This window comes from Actinomyces howellii, from assembly GCF_900637165.1.
GTDB classification, from domain to species: Bacteria; Actinomycetota; Actinomycetes; order Actinomycetales; family Actinomycetaceae; genus Actinomyces; species Actinomyces howellii.
On sequence record NZ_LR134350.1, the window covers coordinates 1,924,156 to 1,944,459 of the forward strand.

The window sequence follows — 20,304 nt, forward strand, 5'->3', positions numbered from 1 at the left end:
GGCACGGAATCATAGGAACGACCAGATGAGCGGAGTGCGATGACCGCCGCCACTGTCCCCTCGAGCCCGGACGCTCACAGGCGAGCCGGTTCCCGCGGGGTCCTCACCCGGCCCGACCGGAGCCCCTATGTCGCGGTCGCCATCGTGCTCGGGCTGGTCAACCTGGGGGCCAACGTCTCGCTCCTGGGCCGGCCGCCGGCCGTCGACCTGGGCTTCATGCTCGTCGCCCTCGTCCTCATCTCGATCATCCCCCTGCGCCCGCTGGCGGGGATCGCCTCCTACATGGCCTGCTGGCTGCTCCTCGTGTCCCTGCCGAACACCTACTCGACCGACATGGTCGTCACGAACCTCGTGTTCCTGTTCTTCCTCGGCCGCTTCCTGCCCCCCTGGCCCGCCACGGCGCTGTGCCTGGGAGCCACCCTCGCCCAGCTGGTCAGCGCCTCGCTGCACGTCGACCGGTCCGCCATCGACTTAGGCATCACGCTCTTCCAGCTCATCGCGGCCGCCCTCCTCCTGCCCATCGGCGCCCTCCTGCGCTCCTCGGAGCGCAGCCGCCGGGCCGAGGCCCGGCGCGCCGGGGTGCGCTTCGACGACCTGCGCCACGAGATCGCCCGGGAGATGCACGACCTCGTCGCCTACTCGATGTCCCAGACGGCGCTGCGCGCCCAGCGCGCCTCGATGGACATGAGCTACCCGCCCGAGGCGCGCCAGGAGTTCGCCGCCCTGGAGTCGACCGCCTCTGACGCCCTCCACGAGCTGCGCCTGCTCCTGCGGACCCTGCGCCAGGACGCGCCCGCCCAGGACATCGCCGCGGCCACCGGCCTGGGCGGCGTCGTGGCGGACCTGGGCACGGCGGTGCGCGCCATCAGCGACGACGTCGCCGGCTCAGGCTTCGACGTCACCTTCCGCAGCCTCGGGCAGGCCGTCCCCACCCGCTCCCAGGCCACCACCTTGTCCCGGGTGGCCCGCGAGATGGGGGCCAACATCATCCGCCACGCCGACCCGCGCGAGCCGGTGACGATCACCCTCGTCCTGGGCCCGGAGTCGATCCGGCTCGTGTCGACCAACCGGATCGACGACGAGGCCCACCTGCCCAGCTCGGGCACCGGGATGCTGGGCATGCGCGAGCGCCTGGCCGCCATCGACGGCACGCTGACCACCCTGGCCGACTCCGGGTCGTGGATCGTGACCGCCTCGGTCCCGGTCATCAACACCCGCCCTGACCCCCCAGCCATGGAGAAGACCTCATGATCAACGTCGGGCTCGCCGACGACGACGCCCTCGTACGCCGCACGCTGACCGACCTGCTGGCCACGACCGACGACGTGCGCGTGGCCTGGACGGCCTCGGACGGCCAGGAGGCCCTCGAGCTGCTGCGCTCAGGCGAGCAGACCCCCGTCGAGGTGGTCCTGCTCGACGTGCAGATGCCACGCCTCGACGGCATCGCCCTGGCCGAGATCCTCCAGGAGGAGTTCCCCGGGATCGGGGTGCTCGTCCTGACCACCTTCGTGGCCGACGGCGTCCTCGACCGCGCCCTGGCCGCTGGGGTGCGCGGTTTCATCGCCAAGGAGGACTCGGTCTCCGCCCTGGCCAACACCATCCGCAACGTCGCCTCGGGCAACATGGTGCTCTCCCCCGCCTCCTCGGCGATCATCGGCCGGCGCTCGATCCCGGGCGGGGCCGTCATGCCGCCGGTGGTCCCCCCGGCGCCGGCGACCGGCATCACCCTGTCCCCCCGGGAGTCCGAGGTCCTCTTCCTCATGACCGAGGCCCTGTCGAACAAGCAGATCGCCGCGCGCCTGGGGGTGAGCGAGGCCACCGTCAAGACCCACGTGTCGACCCTTATCGGCAAGCTCGGGGTCCAGGACCGGGTCGGGGCCGTCGTCTACGCCCTTCGCAACGGGCTTGTCTGACCTCCCCCCATCGGTTGACCCGGATGGCCGATGCACTCCCGGGTGCCCCGGGTCAGCATGTGCCCGTCATGGACCGCCCGTTGTCCCGACTAGTAGAGAGGCCACTCATGTACGACAGCACCACTGCCGGCGTCGGCGCCTGGAACCCCCTCTGGTTCTTCTTCCAGCGTCGTCGCTGAGGCACGGGCGCACCGCCCTCGCCTGCGCGACCCTATTTTCCCGAGCTGCTTCTCTGACAGTCACACCCTGAGTCCGCCGGCCCCTGCCGGCCCCTGAGCAAGGCTGATCCCTGTCAGCCGCCCCGGTGGCGCCTCCCTGGGCGTCACCAGTCACGGACGGGCCCTGCCGCCCGTGGCAGCGACGGTCCCTGCCGCCGCGCACCTCGGCCGACACACAGGCCGCCTGCCTGGCATGCCCTGACATGTCGCCGACCATGGCCGGTCCCTGCCGGCCATGGTCATCGCAGGTACTGGTGCCCACCGAGGCCCCTGGCGGCACTGGCGGCCGCCCTCGTCACCGGAAGGACTGGCGTCACCGTCATGCACCCAGTGGACGCGTCCGCAGACGCCACCCCTGCGCCGCTGCACACCGGCCTCGGGGCCAGGCGCTACCACAGGTTGTCGCTGCGCGACGAGTCCGAGGTGGCCACGATCGTCGAGATCCTCGCCTTCCCGAGCAGGCCCGAGCTCCTCGACAAGCGCGTCCTCGAGCTCTCCTGCGGGTGGGGGCGTCTCACCCTGCCCATGGCGGCAGCAGGCCACCGGGTGCTGGCCACCGACGTCGACTCCGACGCCCTGGCCGACCTCGCCGAGCACCTCGTCCCGCAGGACCAGGCGTCAACGAGCGTCGAGCTGCGCCTGACGAGCCTGACCTCCTTCTCCTTCGACGAGACCTTCAAGGCGGTCTGCCTGCCCACCGGGGTGACGACACGGCTGGACCGCACCGAGCGCCGCAGCGTCATGGAGGCAGCGGTCAGCCACCTCGCCCCCGGGGGGGTGCTCATCGTGTCGACCGACTACGTCCTGGAGTCGGCGCCGACGACGATGTGCCTGGCGCTGGGGCCGCACACGACCCTGACCGAGCAGATCCTGCCGGAGACCGGCCTGCGCCGCACGACCCTGAGCTGGGAGGACGAGCTCTACAGCTCCGACCTGCACATCGTCCCCCCGACCTGGGTCTCACGCACCTGCACCCAGCTGGGCCTGACGGTCACCTACCAGCGCTCCAAGCCCGACCCGCTCCTGACCGGCCGGGTCAACGCGGTCATCGCCGCCGTCAAGAACCCGTGACCGACGGGCCCGGGTCCCGCGCACCGACCAGCGCGACCCCGGCAGGTGGACCGCGCCCCGCTCGCGCCCGGCCCGCACCCGGCTCGGGCCCCGACACGCCAGGACCGGATCGGCCCGCTCAGTCCTCTACTATCCTGGCCCCGATGAAGTCCCGTCTGCTCCCTGGCCCGATGAAGTCCCCTCTGCCCCTCGTCCTGCCCGCGGTCCCCGTGGTCATCGGCGCGTGGATCCTCGTCGTCTACTCCGTCGGGCAGTGGCGCGCGATGACCGTGCCCAGCTGGGACCTGGCGATCTTCTCCGAGCTCGCCAAGGCCTACTCCCGCCTCGAGGCACCGATCGTGCCCATCAAGGGTGACGGCTACAACCTCCTGGGCGACCACTTCCACCCGATCCTCGTCCTCCTGGGTCCGGTGTGGCGGCTCTTCCCCTCCCCCCTGGCGCTCCTCATCGTCCAGGACCTGCTCATCGCCGTGTCCGCCTGGCCGATCACCCGTCTCGCGGTCCGGCTCCTCGGAGGACCGGCGGGCACCGTCCTGGGGCTGTTCTACGTCCTGGCCTGGGGCTTCCAGGGGGCGGTCGCGGCCCAGTTCCACGAGATCGCCTTCGCCGTGCCGATGCTCGCCTGGGGCTCGGTCGCCTTCGTCGAGAGCCGGTGGAGGGCCTGCGTCCTGTGGATCGCCCCACTCGTGCTCGTCAAGGAGGACCTGGGACTGACCGTGTTCATGGCGGGTCTGGCCATCGCGCTGCGCGGGTGGCAGGACAGCCCGGGCGGCGAGCCGCAGCCCGGCAGGACGAGCCTGTCCAGGCCGGTTGTCATCGGGCTGGGGCTCGCCGCCTTCGGTGCCGCCGCCTTCGCGCTCACCGTCGGCGTCATCCTGCCCGCCCTCAGCCCGACCGGCACCTGGGAGTACGGGCTGAGCGGCGACGGCGCGGCCGGCGGCAACCTGCTCGCCCGCCTGCTCACGCCCTCGGTCAAGATCGCCACCCTGGCCATGGTCGCCTGCACGGCCGGGCTCATCGGCCTGGCCTCACCCTGGGCGGGCCTCGTCCTGCCGACCCTCGCCTGGCGCCTGGCCTCCTCCAAGGAGTTCTACTGGGACTGGCAGTACTGGCACTACAACGCGATCCTCATCCCGGTCGCCGTGGGGGCCCTGCTCGACGTCGTCGCGCGGCTCAAGGGGCGGTCCTCCACCGGCACGTGGATGGGCGCCCCCGTGCGCTACCGCTGGGCGGTGGCCCTGGCCGTGGCCGTGCCGCTGGCCACCGGCGCGGCGACCGCCTCCCAGCTGCCGCTGTGGGACATGACGGTCAAGGGCTACGGCTCCACCTCCTCACGCGCCGCGGCCGCCGAGCAGATCATCGACCTCATCCCCGAGGGATCGACGGTCGAGACCGACCTGACCCTTCTGGCCTACCTCGTGCCGACGACGACGGTGTCGTGGGTGGGGACCTCCTCGACGGACACCGACTACGTCGTCGTCGACTCCCTGTCCTCGGCCTGGGGCGGCAACCCTCCCTCCGACGCCGCCCAGTGGGCCACCGACGGCTCGACCCAGGGCGCACGCTACGAGCTCGTCCTCGACGTCGACGGGTTCCAGGTGGCCAAGCGTGTCGAGTAGCCGCCGGACCTCGTTGGCGGCCGTCGGCGCGGGCGGTGCGCTCGGGACGCTGCTGCGAGCCGCCGCCGAGGCGGCCTGGCCGACGCCACCCGGGCACCTGCCGGTCACGACGCTGGTCATCAACCTCGCCGGCGCCCTGTGCCTCGGGCTGCTCACCGGGGCCTGGGCGGTGGGGCAGGGCCGCGGGAGCACCCTGCGCCTCGCCCTGGGGACCGGGGTCATGGGCGGGCTGACGACGCACTCGACCTACGTCCTTGAGGCGCACGGCCTGCTGACCGGGGGCAGCCCGGCCCTCGGGGCCGCCTACCTCCTGGGCTCCCTCGCGGCCGGGCTGCTCGCCTCCGCCCTCGGTCTCCTCCTCGGCGGGAGCCTGCGGGGCAGGCACCACCGGGAGGGCACATGAGCCCACTGGCCTGGCTGGTTCTCGCCCTCGCCGGCGGCCTGGGGGCCATGGCCAGGTTCACGGTGGACTCCCGGGTCAACGCGGCCCTCCGCCCCCGTGACGGCGCCTCCGACCGCCACCGGGTGCGGCCGTCCCTGGGCACGGTCGTCGTCAACCTGAGCGCCTGCCTGGCGCTGGGGATCCTCAGCGGAGCGGCGGCCGGAGCACCCCAGTGGGTGCACGCGGTGGTCGGCACGGGCTTTCTCGGGGGGTACTCGACCTTCTCCACCGCCTGCCTGGAGGGGGCCAGGCTCTGGCTCGACGGGCGAGGCGCCGCAGGTCTCGTCCACGGCCTGGCGATGACCGGTGGGACCCTGACGGCAGCCGCCCTCGGAGTGGCGGCTGGGTCCGCGCTCCCGGCGGTCCTCGGAGCCTCGGCCGGCTGAGGGTCCTCCTCCCCATGGCCGATCCGGCGGAGGGATGAAAGACTTTCCGCACCACCCCGTACCAGCCCGGAAAGACCCCATGAGCCCCTTCCTGTGGTGCGCCGTCATCGGATGCGGCCTCCTCGTCCTGTCCCTCGTCCTCGACGGCCTGCTCGACGGCCTCGATGAGCTGCTCTTCGAGGGGGCCCTGCCGGTCATCGCCTGCGTGATCGGCGTCTTCGGCGGGGTCGGCCTGGCCGTCGAGGCGCTGGCCGGCGGGAGCGCCCCGGCCGTCATCGCCCTGGGAGTCCCCGTCGTCGGCGCGCTGGCTTCCGGGGTCCTGACCCGCCGGGTCTGGACGCGCCTGCGCCGCTCGATGCCGCGCAACACCGTTCCGATGACCCCTGCCGAGCTGATCGGGACCGAGGTGCGCGTGCTGTGGTGGAAGGACGGTCGAGGCGAGGTCGCCGCCGTCGCCCGCGGCCAGCAGGCGACCCTTCCGGCGCGCTGCGACGACCCCCTGCGGACCGGCGCCGTGGCCTGGGTCACCGACACCGACGACGCCGTCCTCATCCTCACCGACGTGGCCGCCACCGACGACACGACGAGCCGCTCATGAGCCTCGGGCAGGCCGCCCGGCCCCCATGAGCCCCGCTCCTTCTCACCCGCCCATCACGATCCACCCCTACCCGAGGAATCCACCGTGCTGATCATCGCCATCGTCTCCGTCGCAGTCCTCGTCCTGCTCATCGGCATCTACATGCTCACCCGGGTCGTCGTCGTCCCCTCGAACATGACCGGGCTCATCTCCGGGTCCGCGCGCAACGGGGAGGTCAAGATCATCCGCCCCGGTGGTCGCGACTTCGTCCTGCCGATCATCCAGTCGATCCAGTACCTCCCCTTCACCCAGAACACGATCGGCTTCAAGGTCCGTGCTGAGGACGAGAACAAGATCAACGTCAACGTCTCGGCGGTGGCGGCCGTCAAGGTCGGCGACTCCGACGAGCAGGTGCGCGCGGCGGCCAAGCGCTTCCTGGGCAAGCCCAACACCGACCAGGCGATCGCCGACTCCGCGCGCGACGCCCTCATCGGCTCGCTGCGTTCGATCATCGGGCACATGACCGTCACCGACCTCATCTCCGACCGCGACGCCCTGCAGAAGAACGTCTTCGACGACGCCAAGTCCGTCATGGCCAACATGGGTCTGGAGATCGACGTCCTCCAGATCTCTGAGATCACCGACGACGGCGGGTACATCGAGTCCCTCGGTGTTCCCGAGCTTCAGCGGGTGGAGAAGGACGCCCGGATCGCGCGGGCCAACGCCGAGCGGGAGGCCAAGGACGCCGAGGTCACCTCGCGCCAGCAGATCGCCGAGCGTGAGCGGGACCTGTCCCTGCGCCAGGCGCAGCTGAAGTCCGAGACCGACAAGGCCCAGGCGGAGGCCGACTCCGCCGGGCCGCTGGCGCGGGCCGCCAAGGAGCGCGAGATCGCCGTCATCGAGCAGGAGGCGGCCGAGGCCAAGGCCGTGCTCACCGAGCGCGAGCTCGACTCCTCCGTGCGCCGCCCGGCCGACGCGGCCCGCTACCAGCGCGAGCAGGAGGCCGAGGCCGCCAAGGTCGAGGCCATCCGCAAGGCGGAGGCCGAGGCCGAGCGCACGCGCCTGGACGCCGAGGCCCAGGCGGCCGCGACCGTGGCCCGCGCCGAGGCAGAGGCCCGGGCGACCGCGGCCCGCGCCAAGGCGGAGGCCGAGGCCATCGCCGCACGCGGCCGCGCCGAGGCCGAGGCGGTGCGCGCGGCGGGTGAGGCCGAGGCCAAGTCGATGAGCGACAAGGCCGACGCCCTGGCCAAGTACGGTCAGGCGGCCACCCAGCAGATGGTCCTCGACAAGGCCCCCGAGATCGCCCGCGCCCTGGCTGAGCCGCTGGCCGGCATCAAGGACATGTCGATCATCTCCACCGAGGGCGCCTCGGCGCTGCCCAAGGCGGTGGCCGGCAACGTCGAGCAGCTCGACGCCGTCATGCGCTCCCTGACCGGCTCGGGCCTGACCGACATGGTCTCCCGCTTCACGGGGACCGACACGAAGGCCTGATGACGAGGCCTCCGGGCGGCAGACGGGGCGGGCACGGTCGCATGACGACCGTGCCCGCCCCGTCACGTGGCCGCTGCGTGGGGCGGTGAGGCATCGCCTCGGAGCGGTCAGGCCCCGGCGGGAGCCGGGCGGGACGAGCAGGTCGCGGACCCGATCCGCCCGTGCAGGCACGCGCGGGGCGCACCCGTGACACACTGGCGCCATGTCCGTCGACTCACCGGCACCCGTGCGCCAGGGCAACCCCCTCGTCGTCGCCCTCCTCGTCGTCATCGCCATCCTCCTCGCCGTCATCGCAGGCATCCTCGTCACCCGTGACGACCGCTCCGCCCCGGCGCAGACCGCGGCCACCGTCTCAACCGATCCGAGCGCAGCGGCCGCAACCGACCCGGGCGCCGCCGCCTCGGCGGCCCCGACCGACCCGGCCACCTCCGAACCGTCCCAGACCGACCCCGCCGTCCTCGAGATCCTCCACGCCGAGGTCTCGCGGGACCCTGAGGACCCCCGCGCCCAGGGCGCGGTGGACGCCCCGGTCGTCATGGTGCTCTACTCCGACTTCTCCTGCCCCTACTGCACCCAGCTCGCCCAGGAGGTCGAGCCCGAGCTCGCCGACCTCGTCGAGGCCGGGACCCTGCGCATCGAGTGGCGCGACCTCGCCCAGGTCTCGGCGACCTCCCCCCTGGCGGCGCAGGCAGGGATCGCCGCCGCCAACCAGGGCATGTTCTGGGAGTTCCACGACGCGGTCTACGCCGCCGCCGACCCCACCGGCCACCCCGAGTACACCGAGGAGTCGCTCATCGAGCTCGCCCGTGCCGCCGGAGTGCCCGATATCGAGCAGTTCACGGCGGACATGAACGACCCCGCCACCGTCCAGGCGGTCACCGAGGCCACGCAGCACGCCCAGCAGATCGGCATCGACGGCACCCCGTTCATGATCATCAACGACGCCTACATCCCCGGCTACCAGCCCGCGGAGTACGTGCGCGCCACGATCGAGGAGCAGGCCGCGGCCGCGCAGTGAGCCCGGCCGGCTGCCTCGGAGCCGGGCGCACCAGGTGCACCGGCGGCGCCCGCCGCCCTCAGGACCCGGGGGGCGGGGGCGCCGTGCTCGCGTGGACGACGAGCTCGGTGGGGATGACCAGCTGGTAGCCGCGGTCGATGACCGCACCGGCGGCCTGCTCGAGGACGAGGCGCACCATCTCGGCCCCCGCCCGCTGGAAGTCCTGCCTGACGGTGGTCAGCGGGGGGAAGGTGTACTCCGCCAGGGGCAGGCCGTCGAAGCCGACGACCGACACGTCCTCGGGCACACGGCGCCCGGCCTCGTGGAGGGCGCGGACGAGCCCGAGAGCCACCTCGTCATTGGCGCAGAACACGGCGGTGACCTCCGGGTCCGCGGCCAGGCGGAGGCCGGCCTCGTAGCCGTCGCGGGCCTCCCAGCCCCCGGTGACCGGGGCCGGCACCGGGATCCCTGACTCCTCAAGACGACGCGACCACGCCGCGGCGCGCACGACCGCCGACTGGGAGTCCCTCGGCCCGGTCACGTGGTGGACCGTCCGGTGCCCCAGGCCCAGAAGGTGGTCGACGGCGTCACGCACCCCCTGCACCTGGTCGGCCGAGGCCGAAGGGTAGTGCCCCACGAGGGCGGAGTCGGAGGAGGCCACCGGCAGACCGGCGGGAAGCATGAGGTGCTCGGGGCCGGCTCGCCCGGACTGGACGATGACGAGGCCGTCGATCGCCTGGTGCTGGAGGCGGAACACGGCGTCCCGGACCTCCTGGCTCTCGGGGTGCTCGACCTGCGCGAGGGAGACCGAGTACCCGGCGCGGGCGGCGGCCTCGAGGACGCCGCTGGTCGTGTAGGCCTCGCCCGTGCGCTGGATCTGCTGGGTGAGGACGCCGATGACGTTGAAGGAGCCGGAGCGCAGGGCCCGCGCCGCCCGGTTGGGGGCGTAGCCGAGCTGGTCCATCGCCCGCAGGACCTTGTCACGCGTGTCGGGACGGACGTTGTCCGCGCCGCGCGAGACCCGCGAGACCGTCTGGGCCGAGACACCGGCGAGGCGGGCGACGTCTCCGATCGACGCCGCCCCTGCCCTGGCCCCACCCCGTGCCCCCATGGTCCGAACGATAGCAAGAGCGCCGACCCCCTCGACGGAGACAGGACCCGGGTCCCTGAGCTGAACAACGGATGGCAACGTCACCATGTCAGGGTACACATGCTACCGATGTTTGGCCAGTGAGCCTTGCAACTCTTGACGTCCATCAGGCTCACCCCCATGATGTTAACGTCGCCATCGCGCAGGCGACGTCGTCCTTCCGGCTGCACCGGCTCCGTCCTCCGCTCCTGGCGCCGGGAGCGGACAGTCCTGACAACCCGCCACCGACCACGAGACAGGAACGCCGACGATGATCGTTCCCCGGCACTACGAGAGCCTCTCCGTCCTCCACGACAACACCCTGCCCGCCCGGGCCTACTACGTCCCCGCCTCCCGCCCCCTGACCGGTGGGCCCTCTGACCGGGAGGCCTCCGACCGCCTCCGCCTGCTCAGCGGCACATGGGGCATGCGCTACTCCGCATCGATCCACGACGTCCTCGAGCAGGTCCGCGAGGAGGACCTCGTCCCGGGCGCCGACCTGCCCGGGCTCGAGCCCGTCACGGTGCCCGGCACCTGGCAGCACCAGGGCCACGACGCGCACCAGTACACGAACGTGCGCTACCCCATCCCCCTGGACCCTCCGCACGTCCCCCACGACAACCCCGCCGCCCTCTACGTCAAGGACTTCGACCACCGCCCCGACCCCCGCGCCCCACGGGCAACCCTCACCTTCGAGGGGGTCGACTCCTGCTTCTACGTGTGGCTCAACGGTTCCTACGTCGGATACAGCCAGGTCTCCCACGCCACGGCCGAGTTCGACGTGACCGACCTTCTGCGCGCCGGAGGCAACCTCCTGGCGGTCCTCGTCCTCAAGTGGTGCGACGGGACCTATCTGGAGGACCAGGACAAGTTCCGCACCTCCGGCATCATCCGCGACGTCTATCTCCTCGTGCGGCCCGAGGCCGTGCTCGTCGACTACACCACGACCACCGAGCTGGGCGACGAGGGCGCCCGGGTCACGGTGCGCGGCTCCTTCGTCGGCGGGCCGGTCCCTGTCGGACTCGAGCTGAGGGACGCCGAGGGGCGGACCGTGGCCACCGGCGCCCTCGCTCCCCTGGAGCCCACCGGGGCAGGGGCCACCCGGGAGGGGACCGGGGACGAGCGGGCCGAGGCGACGGCGGGAGACGCCGGAGCCGACCCGGCCGACCCGGCCAACCCGGCTGTCCCGGCCGACCCGGCCGACCCGGCCAACCCGGCCAACCTGACTGTCCCGGCTGACCTGGCCGACCCGGCTGACCTGGCCGACCCGGCCGACCCGGCCAACCCGGCTGCCTCAGCCGCACCCGGACCCGTGCACACCCACGGTGCCGTGCTCGCCGTCGACCACCCTCACCTGTGGAGCGCGGAGAACCCCTATCTCTACACGCTCGTCCTGACCTGCCCCGAGGAGGTCATCACCGACCGCGTGGGTCTGCGTGAGGTGCGCACCGAGGGAGCGGTCCTCGTCCTCAACGGCTCGCCGGTCACGCTGCGCGGGGTCAACCGACACGACTCCGACCCGGTGACCGGGCCGGTGGTCGACCTCGAGCACATGCTCCGCGACCTCAGGCTCATGAAGGAGCACAACGTCAACGCCCTGCGCACGGCGCACTACCCCGCTCAGCCCCAGCTCTACCAGCTGTGCGACGAGTACGGCTTCTACGTCATGTCCGAGGCGGACAACGAGAGCCACGGCACCCAGGCCCAGTACCTCGCGGACGAGTCGTGGGACAACGTCGTCGAGCAGTGGAGCCCGCGCATCGCCGACAACCCCGAGTGGACCGAGGCGACGGTCGACCGGGTGCGGCTGTGCGTCGAGCGGGAGAAGAACCGGCCCTGCGTCATCTCGTGGTCCGCGGGCAACGAGTGCGCCTACGGCACGACCCTCGAGGCGGCCCTGCGGTGGGTCAAGGAGGCCGACCCCACCCGGGTCACCCACTACGAGTCCGCCTACTACCGCAGGTCGGGCCGCCGGGACGACTACTCGTGCATCGACCTGTACTCGCGGATGTACCCGGCCCTCGCGGAGGTCCGCGACTACCTGGCCTCCGACCCCGACAAGCCCTTCCTCCTTGTCGAGTACTGCCACGCCATGGGCAACGGCCCGGGCGACCTCGAGGACTACTGGCGGCTCGTACGCTCCGACGCGCGCCTGTGCGGCGGGTTCGTCTGGGAGTGGTGCGACCACGCGGTGCGGGCCGGGACCACGCCGGAGGGACGACCGGTCCACCTCTACGGCGGGGACCACGGCGAGGCCGTCCACGACTCCAACTTCTGCGTCGACGGCCTCGTCTCCCCCGACCGAGTGCCCCATCCCGGCGCACGCGAGCTGTGGAACGTCCACCGCCCGGTACGCCTCGAGGACCTCGACCTGGAGGCGGGAACCGTGACGATCCGCAACGAGACGGACTTCACCGACCTGCGCGACCTGGTCGAGATCGTCTCCGAGGTCACCTGCGACGGACGGGTCGTGTCCCGCGCGCGCCTGCCCCTGGAACGCCCCGTGCCCCCGGGGACGACGGCGATCCTGCCGGTCAACCTCTCCCGCCCCGAGCACGGCCGGTGCCACCTGCTCGTGTCCTACCGCCTCGCCTCACCCCGCCCCCTGCTCAGCGCCGGCCACGAGCTCGGCTTCGACGAGGTGGCGCTGCCCACCGCCGACCCGCGGCACCACGAGGCGGCCCGGATCATCGACGCCCCCGTGCGCGGCGCGGTGCCCCGCGTGGAGGACTCCGGCCGGACGATCACCGTGCGCGGCGAGCGGTGGACCTACCGCTTCGACACCCGTACCGGGATGCCGCAGGAGCTCGAGGTCGGCGGCAGGCGCCTACTGACCCGGCCCATGGAGGTCAACACCTGGCGCGCCCCCACCGACAACGACCGCGACCTCCGGCGTCGGTGGGAGCGGGCGGGCTACGACCGGGCCGCGCTCAGCGCACGCGGCTGCGCCGTGTCCTGCAGCGACACGGAGGTGAGGATCTCCGCCGAGGCGGTCCTCGCCGCGGCCGCCGTCCAGCCCTTCCTCACCCTGGCGCTGAGGTGGACGATCCGCCCCGACGGGGTGCTCGGACTGCGGATGGACGCCATGCGCGACACTGCCTTTCCCGAGCTGCCCCGACTGGGACTGCGCCTGTTCCTGCCCCCGGCTGTGGACCGGGTCGTCTACGACGGGCTCGGTCCCTCGGAGAGCTATGTCGACAAGCACCGAGCCTGCCGTCACGGGCGGTTCACGGCCGCCGTCGACGAGCTGCACGAGGGCTACATCCGGCCCCAGGAGAACGGCAGCCGCGCCGACTGCACCTACGTCCTGCTCAGCGGAGGGGGGATGAGCCTGACCGCCGTCGGCGCGGCCCCGCTGTCCTTCAACGCCTCCCGGTACACCCAGGAGCAGCTGACCGCCACCGCCCACGACGCCGAGCTCGTCCCCAGCGGGCACACCGTCCTGTGCCTTGACGCGGCCATGGCGGGCATCGGCTCGGCCAGCTGCGGGCCCGAGCTCTCCCCCGAGTACCGCGTCGACGACGCCGAGCTGCACCTCGACCTGTGGCTCGAGCCCTCCTGCGCTCCGCAGCACCCATGACCCCTGCCCTCACACCCCCACTCACACACCGAGGTGATCCCATGAATGAGAAGAAGTACCTGCGCTGGTACAACAAGGTCGGGTACGGATCGGGCGACGTCGCCGGGAACGTCGTCTACGCCCTCCTGTCGGCCTTCACGATGATCTACCTGACCGACACCGCCGGCCTCAACGCCGGCGTCATCGGCACGCTCATGATGCTCTCGAAGTTCTTCGACGGGTTCTCCGACCTCGTCTTCGGGGCGCTCCTGGACAAGACCCAGACGCGGATGGGCAAGGCCCGGCCGTGGATGCTGTGGGCCTTCGTCGGCTGCGCGGCCATGATCATCGCGATCTTCGCCATCCCGACGAGCCTGGGCGACACCGCGAAGTACGCGTGGTTCTTCATCGCCTACACCCTGCTCAACGCCGTGTTCTTCACGGCCAACAACATCGCCTACTCGGCACTGACCGCGCTCATCACGAAGAACAGCTCCGAGCGGGTGCAGATGGGCTCGATCAGGTTCATGTTCGCCTTCGGCACGAGCCTGGTCATCCAGACCGTCACGGTCAAGGGAGTCGAGCTGCTGGGCGGCGGCGCCGAGGGCTGGAGGGCCATCGCGATCATCTACGCGCTCGTGGGCCTGGCGGTCAACACCCTGTCGGTCATGTCCGTGCGCGAGCTGAGCCCCGCCGAGCTCGCCGAGGCGGCCGAGGCCGCCGACGACGAGGCGGGTCGCGCCGAGGGTGCCGCCGCGCCGGAGAAGGTCACCCTGCGCGAGTCCGGCAGGCTCCTGCTGGCCAACCGGTACTACCTCATCATCCTCGTCGTGTTCATCATGACCCAGATGTTCACCGCGACGCTCAACATGGGCATCTACTTCATGACCTACATCCTGGGCAACGCGAACCTCCTGGGAGGCTTCGCCTGGGCCATCAACATCCCCCTCATCGTCGGTCTCCTGTTCACCCCGGCCGTCGTGGCGCGCGCAGGGGGGATGTACCGGGTCAATATCGTGGGCTACGCGGTGGCGGTGGCCGGCCGTCTGGGCGTCGTCGCAGCCGGCTACATGGGCAACCTGTGGCTCATGCTCTTCTTCTCCGGTGTGGCCTCACTGGGTATGAGTCCCTTGCAGGGGACCCTCAACGCCCTCATCGCCGAGGCGAGTGAGCACACCTTCCTGCGATCGGGAAAGCGCATCGACGGGCTCATGTTCTCCTGCACCTCCCTGGGGGTCAAGATCGGCTCGGGCCTGGGGACCGCGCTGGCAGGCTGGCTGCTGGCCGCCTCCGGGTACGTCGCCAACGCCCCCGAGCAGGCGGGCTCGGTCATCACGATGCTCTACGTCATGTACCTGTGGATCCCCGCTGTCGCCAACGCGATCATCCTGGCCCTCCTGTGGAGGCTCGATGTCGAGAAGGCCAACGCACGGCTGCGCGCCCGGGCCCTTGAGGCCGACCACGGGGGCGACGGGGCTGGCTCTGAGGCTCAGGCGTAGTCGCTCACCCGCCCGCGTGGGAGGGGGGACGCGGTTGGTCGCGGCGGCAGCCACGACCGCTCACCCAGCCGCCTGCGTGGGACGGGGGACGCGGTTGGTCGCGGTGCGGTAGCCGCGACCGCTCACCGAGCCGCCTGCGTGGGACAGGTGCCCGCGGGCTCCATCCCGATCCGCGCGCCCCTGTTCTACGCGTACCCGATCCACCCGCACCCGACCCTTCCCGCTGGCACGAGGCCGAGGCTCGGTCGCGGCCGCCGCAACCGCGCCCCCGTGGGCGAGGCCGGGGCCTGGTCGGTGGGACCGGGGCTCAGCGGGTGGGACCGGGGATGTGCGGTGAGAACGGGGCGGAGAACCCCGTTCTCACCGCACATCCCCGGTCTCAGGCACCGAGCCCCGTTCTCAGGCACCGGGTTGCGGTGAGCGCAGGCCTGGCCCGATGGTGCCAGCGCGGGTGGTTCCGGGTGCTATCGGTCCAGGCCGGGGGACTTCCTGTGCGCGGGTGGCGCCGGGGCACGATCCTGACCAGCAGCGGCGGCGCGGGCGGTGATAGCGGCCTTGACCTGTCGGGGTGTGCGGGCGGAGGCGGCCCCGGTTCCGTGGGCAGGCGCCTGGACCGGAGCGGACGCCGGGGCGGGGAAGGTCGCCGCGCGCACGGGACCGGGGCCACCCGCCCCGCTCGCGACGGTCGCCCCGGTCGGCGTGGTCGGCGTGGTCGGCGTGGTCGGGGCGGTCGCGCCGGTCGGCGTGGTCGGGGCGGTCGCGCCGGTCGGCGTGGTCGGGGTGGTCGCGCCGGTCGGCGTGGTCGGGTCCCCGCTCGCGACGGTCACCCCGCTCGGGATGGTTGGGGCGGTCGCGCCGGTCGGCGTGGTCGGGGTGGTCGCGCCGGTCGGGATGGTTGGGGCGGGTGCTGGTGGGGGCGGGGTCTGGGGTCCGGGGGTGGCCGGTGTCCTGCCGCCGGCGCGGGCGGTGATGGCGTTGAGGAGCTCGTGGGGCGTGATCCTCCCCGCCCCGGGAGGCGCCCCCGGACCGGGGTCCGTGGCCGGCGTGGACGCGGGGATCGCGGCCTGGTGGTGGGCGGCGGCGACGTCAGCGGCGATCGTGGCCGGGGTCCACGGCGGGGCCCTGGCACTCAGACCAAAGACCTGCTCGGCGCTACGTGCCTCGAGGACCACCCGGGCGTGACGCAGGTTGCGGGCAAGGGACCGTGAGGCGGTCAGCACCGCCCGGAGGCGTAGCCGGCAGCCCGCGCGACGCTCGACCGGGATAGCCAGCACAGCCCGTTCCAGGACGTCGGCCACGCTCTTGTTCTGGGACCCGATCGAGGAGTTGACCCGATCGAGTCCCATCGAGGGCAGCCCGCCGATCAGCACCGGGTCACCCGGCCCGTAGGTCACCTGGTCGGACTCGTGAAGCACCACCAGGGCCTTGTCCACCAGCCCCACCGCCTCCCGAGCCCTCGACCGGGAGAAACCATGAATGTCAGTCAGGTCCTTCGCGACCTTGTCGATGAACTTCTGGCGGGCGTCTTTGACTGTCTTGGAGGCTGGGGCGCGTCCCTGGGCGCGGTAGGCGCGGATGCCCTCGAGCAGCCGCTGGGCGCTGAGCAGGCTCAGGGCCGAGAGCTGACGATCGAGCTGACGGGTGAACTCCCCCGACAGGGCCCGCAGCCCGGGGTTGCCACCGGTGTGGAAGAACACCTCCACCGGGGTCGGTGAGTGCCACGCCAGGGAGCTGGCCGGCGCCGCAGCACCCCCCTCCCACACCAGCACCCGCTGACCACCAGCCCGACCAAAGGTGAACATGTCCCCCTCAACCAGACCAGCACCAGAAGCAAGACCAGGGCCACCGGCGGACCCACCAGAACCAGCACCAACACCAGCACCAGGAGCCGAACCGGAAACAGGAGCGGGGCCAGAGGCACCGGCGGACGGGCTCACAGACGCGGGCTCCCGCCAGCCCCAGAACCGTCAACCCCCGAACCAGGCTCAGGGGCAGGCCCGGGACCCGGCTCAGGGCCGGCGTCGGGCCCGGGACCCGGCTCAGAACCAGGCACAGGGCCCGCCTCGGGCTCAGGGCCCGGGCCGGTGCTTGGGTCGGGGTGCTGGATGGCGATGGCCGCAGCGGCCTGGGCAGCAGCGGCCGAGAAGTCCTCCCACAGGGTCTTGTCCTGGGCCTGGGCCAGGAACACCAGATGGGGTACCGCCTCCTCCAGGCTCGCCGACCCCACCGTCATGACACCGGTCAGGCAGTACGCCGGCACGAACCCGACCACCTGGTCCGGCCCCACCGCGCCCAGCCGCTCGATCACCCCGTCCACGATCGGCCGACCGGTGTCATCGTCATCCAAGGAGTCCTTGGTCGGGGAGGTGAACACGCTGCAGCCCATGCGCTCACGCAGCACCGGGTCAGCCATGCGCGAGGCCCGGGCGGCATCGGGGTACAAGATCCCCAGGACCGGTGTGATCTCCAGGGCCGGGCCCGAGACCTCACCCCACAGGCTCATCCCCCCCATCGCCGTGCGCGCCAGGCACCACCACCGCTGGGGCGGGAACGGCAGGGCCATCCCCTCCAGCCACGCCTCGACCACCGGCTCCCACTCCCAGGGGTCGGTGATCCAGAACCTGCCCTGACCAAAACCGTCAAAACCGAAACGCCGCCACACGTAGAGCACCGACTCCGGAAACACGCCCGAGAACCGCTCCAGGTGCTCCGCCGACACCGCACGCCCCACACCCATCGGCGTCCAGCCCTCGTAGTCCAGCAGGTCCTCCTGCACCGTCGCCTCAACCCACTCCAGGTCCCAGGGAAGATCAACCACGACACCCACCCTACCCACCCACCCCACCCCACGTCCCCACAACACCCAGCCCCCCGCCCCGGGCCCTCCCCGGGCCCGCCCCGACCTGCCTAGTCCCACGTTCGTACCTTGTGCGTCCAGAGCGCACGATCAAGGTACGCACCCGATGCAGAAGGTACGAACCCGGCGCCAACCCGGTACGCACCCGATGCCGAAGGTACGAACCCGGCGCTGAAGGCGCGTCATCGGCGGCCCTCCCACCCCCGCAGCCGGCACCCAGGCCCCGCCCGGACCATCAGCCCTCCGTTGACGACCGACGCCACCGGCACGGTCAACGGCGTCCTCACCTCCGTCGACCCCCGAGTGATATACCGCATACCAACCTACTCTATTTAGGTGAGACTAACCTCTACTACTGTCCTCGTCAGTAGGGCCCCCTGGCACCTGACCAGCACAGACCGCGCCAGACCAGCCCCGACCAGCCCCACCGACAGAGAGTCCTCAGCATCGTGTCCGTCTCACGCAAGTCCTTCCTCCTGACCTCCCTTCTCGTGCCCGCAGGCCTGGCCGTCTCGGCATGCGGCTCCTCCTCGGGCTCCTCCGGGTCGGGCGGTGGCTCGGCCACCGCCGGCGGCGACACCGGGAGCCTCAGCGTCACGCACGCCTTCGGGACCACCGAGGTGCCCGCCGTCGTCGAGCGCATCGCCTGCGTCAACTGGGGCAACCACGACGTCCCGCTCGCACTGGGCGTCATGCCGGTGGGCATGGCCAAGCAGACCTGGGGAGTCGAGGACGACTCGGGCATGCTGCCGTGGACCAAGGAGAAGGTCGACGAGCTCGTCGCCGACGGAGCCCAGGCCCCCGAGCTGTTCGACGAGACCGACGCCATCGCCTTCGAGGCGGTGGCAGCCACGACCCCCGACGTCATCCTCGCCGCCTACTCGGGCCTGACCCAGGAGGACTACGACACCCTGAGCAAGATCGCCCCGACCATCGCCTACCCGACTGTCGCCTGGGGGACCCCGTGGCGCGAGATGATCACGATGGACGCCACCGGCATGCGCCGGACCGCCGACGGCGAGACGCTCGTCAGCGAGCTCGACGCCCTCATCACCGAGTCCCTCACCGACTACCCCCAGCTGTCGGGCAAGACCGCGGCCTTCTTCTACCTCGACCCCACCGACACCTCCTCCATCGGCTTCTACACGACGGCCGACCCGCGCACCGCCTTCCTGTCCGACCTCGGCATGACGGTGCCCCCCTCGGTCCAGACCGCCTCCGACGCCGACCCGGACACCTTCTACGTCACGGTCGCCTCTGAGAACGCCGACACCCTGTCCGACGTCGACCTCATGGTCTGCTACGGGCAGGCCGACACCCTGGCCACGCTCCAGGCCGACCCGCGGCTCGGCACCGTCCCCGCCATCAAGAACGGCGCCGTGGCGATGGTCGGCGACAACAACCCGCTGGCCGCCTCGACCAACCCCGGGCCGCTGTCCCTGCCCTGGGGGCTCGCGCAGTACCTGGAGCTCCTCGGCGCCGCCGCCGACAAGGTCCAGTGAGCCGCTCCGACGGCCACGCCCGCAGGCGCGGTCCGGTACCGCGCGGTCCCCTCGCCCTCGTCGTGCTCCTCGGCCTCGTGCTCCTCGCCGCCGCCTGCTCGGTGGCCTTCGGAGCCCGAGTCGTCGGGATCGAGGAGATCCTGCGCGGGCTGGCCGGAGGCGCCCAGGACCTCGGGGCGATCTCGGTGGCCGAGCGCGTCCCGCGCACCGCGACCGCGCTCGTGGGCGGGGCGGCGCTCGGCCTGGCCGGCGCGCTCATGCAGGCCGTCACCCGCAACCCGATCGCCGACCCCGGGATCCTGGGGATCAACACCGGCGCCTCCCTGGCCATCGTCATCGGCATCGCCTTCGCGGGAATCTCGACGACGCCGCAGTACATCGCCGTGGCGCTCGCCGGAGCCGCCCTGACCGCCGTCCTCGTCCACGCGGTCGGCTCGGCAGGATCCGGCGGCACCACCCCCGTCAAGCTCGCCCTGGCCGGGGTCGCCACGACAGCGGCACTGTCCTCGCTCGTCTCAGCCATCGCGCTGCCCCGGGCCGCGGGCCTCGAGGACTTCCGCTTCTGGCAGGTCGGGTCCACGGGGCGGGGGACCTGGGAGGCGCTGGGAACGGTCGGCCCGCTGCTCGCCGTGGCGGGGCTCGTGGCCCTGAACCTGGCCCGTCCGCTCAACTCCCTGGCGCTGGGCGACGAGATGGCGGTGGGCCTGGGCGTGGCGGTGTCCCGCACGCGGCTGCTCGCCTCGGGTGCCGGGGTCGTCCTGTGCGCGGCGACGACGGCGCTGGCCGGCCCCATCGGATTCGTCGGGCTCATGGTCCCCCACGCGGTGCGCATGCTCGTGGGGCCCGACCACCGCTGGCTGCTGCCCCTGTCGGCCCTGGGAGGGGCGGCCCTGCTCGCCTTCGCCGACGTCCTGGGCCGGGTCATCGCCCGTCCGGCCGAGGTGAGCGTCGGGGTCGTCACCGCCTTCGTCGGCGCCCCCGTCCTCATTCTCATCGCCCGCGGCGCCAAGGTGCGTGAGCTATGAGCGCGATCGTAGGGCCGGG

At 72.1% G+C, this 20,304-nt stretch carries 16 protein-coding genes; 13 read left to right on the forward strand and 3 right to left on the reverse strand.

Translation table 11 applies throughout. The annotated features are described in order from the left end of the window. Positions 1–39: 39 nt before the first annotated feature. From EL245_RS08140 to EL245_RS08180, 9 genes are all read left to right on the forward strand, one after another. Positions 40–1,251, forward strand: a complete 1,212-nt coding sequence (locus tag EL245_RS08140) for a sensor histidine kinase (RefSeq protein ID WP_126382687.1) — start codon at positions 40–42, stop codon at positions 1,249–1,251. Next, entirely contained in the window at positions 1,248–1,913 is a 666-nt protein-coding gene (locus EL245_RS08145; RefSeq protein ID WP_126382688.1) for a response regulator transcription factor, read from the forward strand. Before EL245_RS08140 ends, EL245_RS08145 begins: the two co-directional genes overlap by 4 nt. A 548-nt stretch (positions 1,914–2,461) precedes the next feature. Next, entirely contained in the window at positions 2,462–3,202 is a 741-nt protein-coding gene (locus EL245_RS08150; RefSeq protein ID WP_161512780.1) for a class I SAM-dependent methyltransferase, read from the forward strand. Between the two features lie 143 nt (positions 3,203–3,345). After that, positions 3,346–4,821: a DUF2079 domain-containing protein gene (locus EL245_RS08155; RefSeq protein ID WP_126382690.1), complete on the forward strand. Its 1,476-nt coding sequence runs from the start codon at positions 3,346–3,348 to the stop codon at positions 4,819–4,821. Further along, positions 4,811–5,224 carry a FluC/FEX family fluoride channel gene (locus EL245_RS08160; RefSeq protein WP_232009674.1) on the forward strand — a complete coding sequence of 138 codons (414 nt, stop codon included), beginning with the start codon at positions 4,811–4,813 and terminating at the stop codon, positions 5,222–5,224. The genes EL245_RS08155 and EL245_RS08160 overlap by 11 nt, the downstream gene beginning before the upstream one ends. Then, entirely contained in the window at positions 5,221–5,649 is a 429-nt protein-coding gene (locus EL245_RS08165) for a fluoride efflux transporter FluC (protein ID WP_126382691.1), read from the forward strand. Before EL245_RS08160 ends, EL245_RS08165 begins: the two co-directional genes overlap by 4 nt. Positions 5,650–5,728: 79 nt before the next feature. Beyond that, positions 5,729–6,247 carry a nodulation protein NfeD gene (locus tag EL245_RS08170; protein WP_126382692.1) on the forward strand — a complete coding sequence of 173 codons (519 nt, stop codon included), beginning with the start codon at positions 5,729–5,731 and terminating at the stop codon, positions 6,245–6,247. Positions 6,248–6,331: 84 nt separating this feature from the next. Then, the gene (locus EL245_RS08175) at positions 6,332–7,717 is read left to right on the forward strand and encodes a flotillin family protein (RefSeq protein ID WP_126382693.1); all 1,386 of its coding nucleotides are present in this window, start codon (positions 6,332–6,334) and stop codon (positions 7,715–7,717) included. 202 nt (positions 7,718–7,919) lie between these two features. Beyond that, positions 7,920–8,735, forward strand: a complete 816-nt coding sequence (locus EL245_RS08180; RefSeq protein ID WP_126382694.1) for a DsbA family protein — start codon at positions 7,920–7,922, stop codon at positions 8,733–8,735. Positions 8,736–8,793: 58 nt separating this feature from the next. Here the strand turns inward: EL245_RS08180 and EL245_RS08185 are convergent, their stop codons facing one another. Continuing rightward, on the reverse strand, positions 8,794–9,825 hold the full coding sequence (locus EL245_RS08185) for a LacI family DNA-binding transcriptional regulator (protein WP_126382695.1): 1,032 nt from the start codon (positions 9,823–9,825) through the stop codon (positions 8,794–8,796). A 289-nt stretch (positions 9,826–10,114) separates the two neighbouring features. Between EL245_RS08185 and EL245_RS08190 the strand changes: the two genes are divergently transcribed. Both EL245_RS08190 and EL245_RS08195 read left to right on the forward strand, forming a co-directional pair. After that, positions 10,115–13,423, forward strand: a complete 3,309-nt coding sequence (locus tag EL245_RS08190; RefSeq protein WP_126382696.1) for a glycoside hydrolase family 2 TIM barrel-domain containing protein — start codon at positions 10,115–10,117, stop codon at positions 13,421–13,423. A 41-nt stretch (positions 13,424–13,464) separates the two neighbouring features. Next, positions 13,465–14,901: an MFS transporter gene (locus EL245_RS08195; RefSeq protein ID WP_126382697.1), complete on the forward strand. Its 1,437-nt coding sequence runs from the start codon at positions 13,465–13,467 to the stop codon at positions 14,899–14,901. A 464-nt stretch (positions 14,902–15,365) separates the two neighbouring features. Here the strand turns inward: EL245_RS08195 and EL245_RS13865 are convergent, their stop codons facing one another. Both EL245_RS13865 and EL245_RS08205 read right to left on the reverse strand, forming a co-directional pair. Then, positions 15,366–16,703, reverse strand: coding sequence for a polymorphic toxin type 15 domain-containing protein (locus EL245_RS13865; protein WP_126382698.1), 1,338 nt, complete (start codon positions 16,701–16,703; stop codon positions 15,366–15,368). Between the two features lie 131 nt (positions 16,704–16,834). Then, entirely contained in the window at positions 16,835–17,719 is an 885-nt protein-coding gene (locus tag EL245_RS08205) for a GAD-like domain-containing protein (RefSeq protein WP_126382699.1), read from the reverse strand. Between the two features lie 488 nt (positions 17,720–18,207). On the opposite strand from EL245_RS08205, the gene EL245_RS08210 reads away from it, so the two are divergent. After that, entirely contained in the window at positions 18,208–19,260 is a 1,053-nt protein-coding gene (locus tag EL245_RS08210) for an iron-siderophore ABC transporter substrate-binding protein (protein WP_197719395.1), read from the forward strand. Further along, positions 19,257–20,285, forward strand: coding sequence for a FecCD family ABC transporter permease (locus tag EL245_RS08215; RefSeq protein ID WP_126382701.1), 1,029 nt, complete (start codon positions 19,257–19,259; stop codon positions 20,283–20,285). The genes EL245_RS08210 and EL245_RS08215 overlap by 4 nt, the downstream gene beginning before the upstream one ends. Positions 20,286–20,304 lie beyond the last annotated feature (19 nt).

What these genes read in the sequence shown, in the direction of transcription:
- EL245_RS08155 (WP_126382690.1), top strand. Translation starts at nt 3,346, where the DNA reads ATGAAGTCCCGTCTGCTCCCTGGCCCGATGAAGTCCCCTCTGCCCCTC.
- EL245_RS08140 (WP_126382687.1), top strand. Translation starts at nt 40, where the DNA reads ATGACCGCCGCCACTGTCCCCTCGAGCCCGGACGCTCACAGGCGAGCC.
- EL245_RS08185 (WP_126382695.1), bottom strand. Translation starts at nt 9,825, where the DNA reads ATGGGGGCACGGGGTGGGGCCAGGGCAGGGGCGGCGTCGATCGGAGAC.
- EL245_RS08165 (WP_126382691.1), top strand. Translation starts at nt 5,221, where the DNA reads ATGAGCCCACTGGCCTGGCTGGTTCTCGCCCTCGCCGGCGGCCTGGGG.
- EL245_RS08190 (WP_126382696.1), top strand. Translation starts at nt 10,115, where the DNA reads ATGATCGTTCCCCGGCACTACGAGAGCCTCTCCGTCCTCCACGACAAC.
- EL245_RS08170 (WP_126382692.1), top strand. Translation starts at nt 5,729, where the DNA reads ATGAGCCCCTTCCTGTGGTGCGCCGTCATCGGATGCGGCCTCCTCGTC.
- EL245_RS08180 (WP_126382694.1), top strand. Translation starts at nt 7,920, where the DNA reads ATGTCCGTCGACTCACCGGCACCCGTGCGCCAGGGCAACCCCCTCGTC.
- EL245_RS13865 (WP_126382698.1), bottom strand. Translation starts at nt 16,703, where the DNA reads ATGTTCACCTTTGGTCGGGCTGGTGGTCAGCGGGTGCTGGTGTGGGAG.
- EL245_RS08145 (WP_126382688.1), top strand. Translation starts at nt 1,248, where the DNA reads ATGATCAACGTCGGGCTCGCCGACGACGACGCCCTCGTACGCCGCACG.
- EL245_RS08195 (WP_126382697.1), top strand. Translation starts at nt 13,465, where the DNA reads ATGAATGAGAAGAAGTACCTGCGCTGGTACAACAAGGTCGGGTACGGA.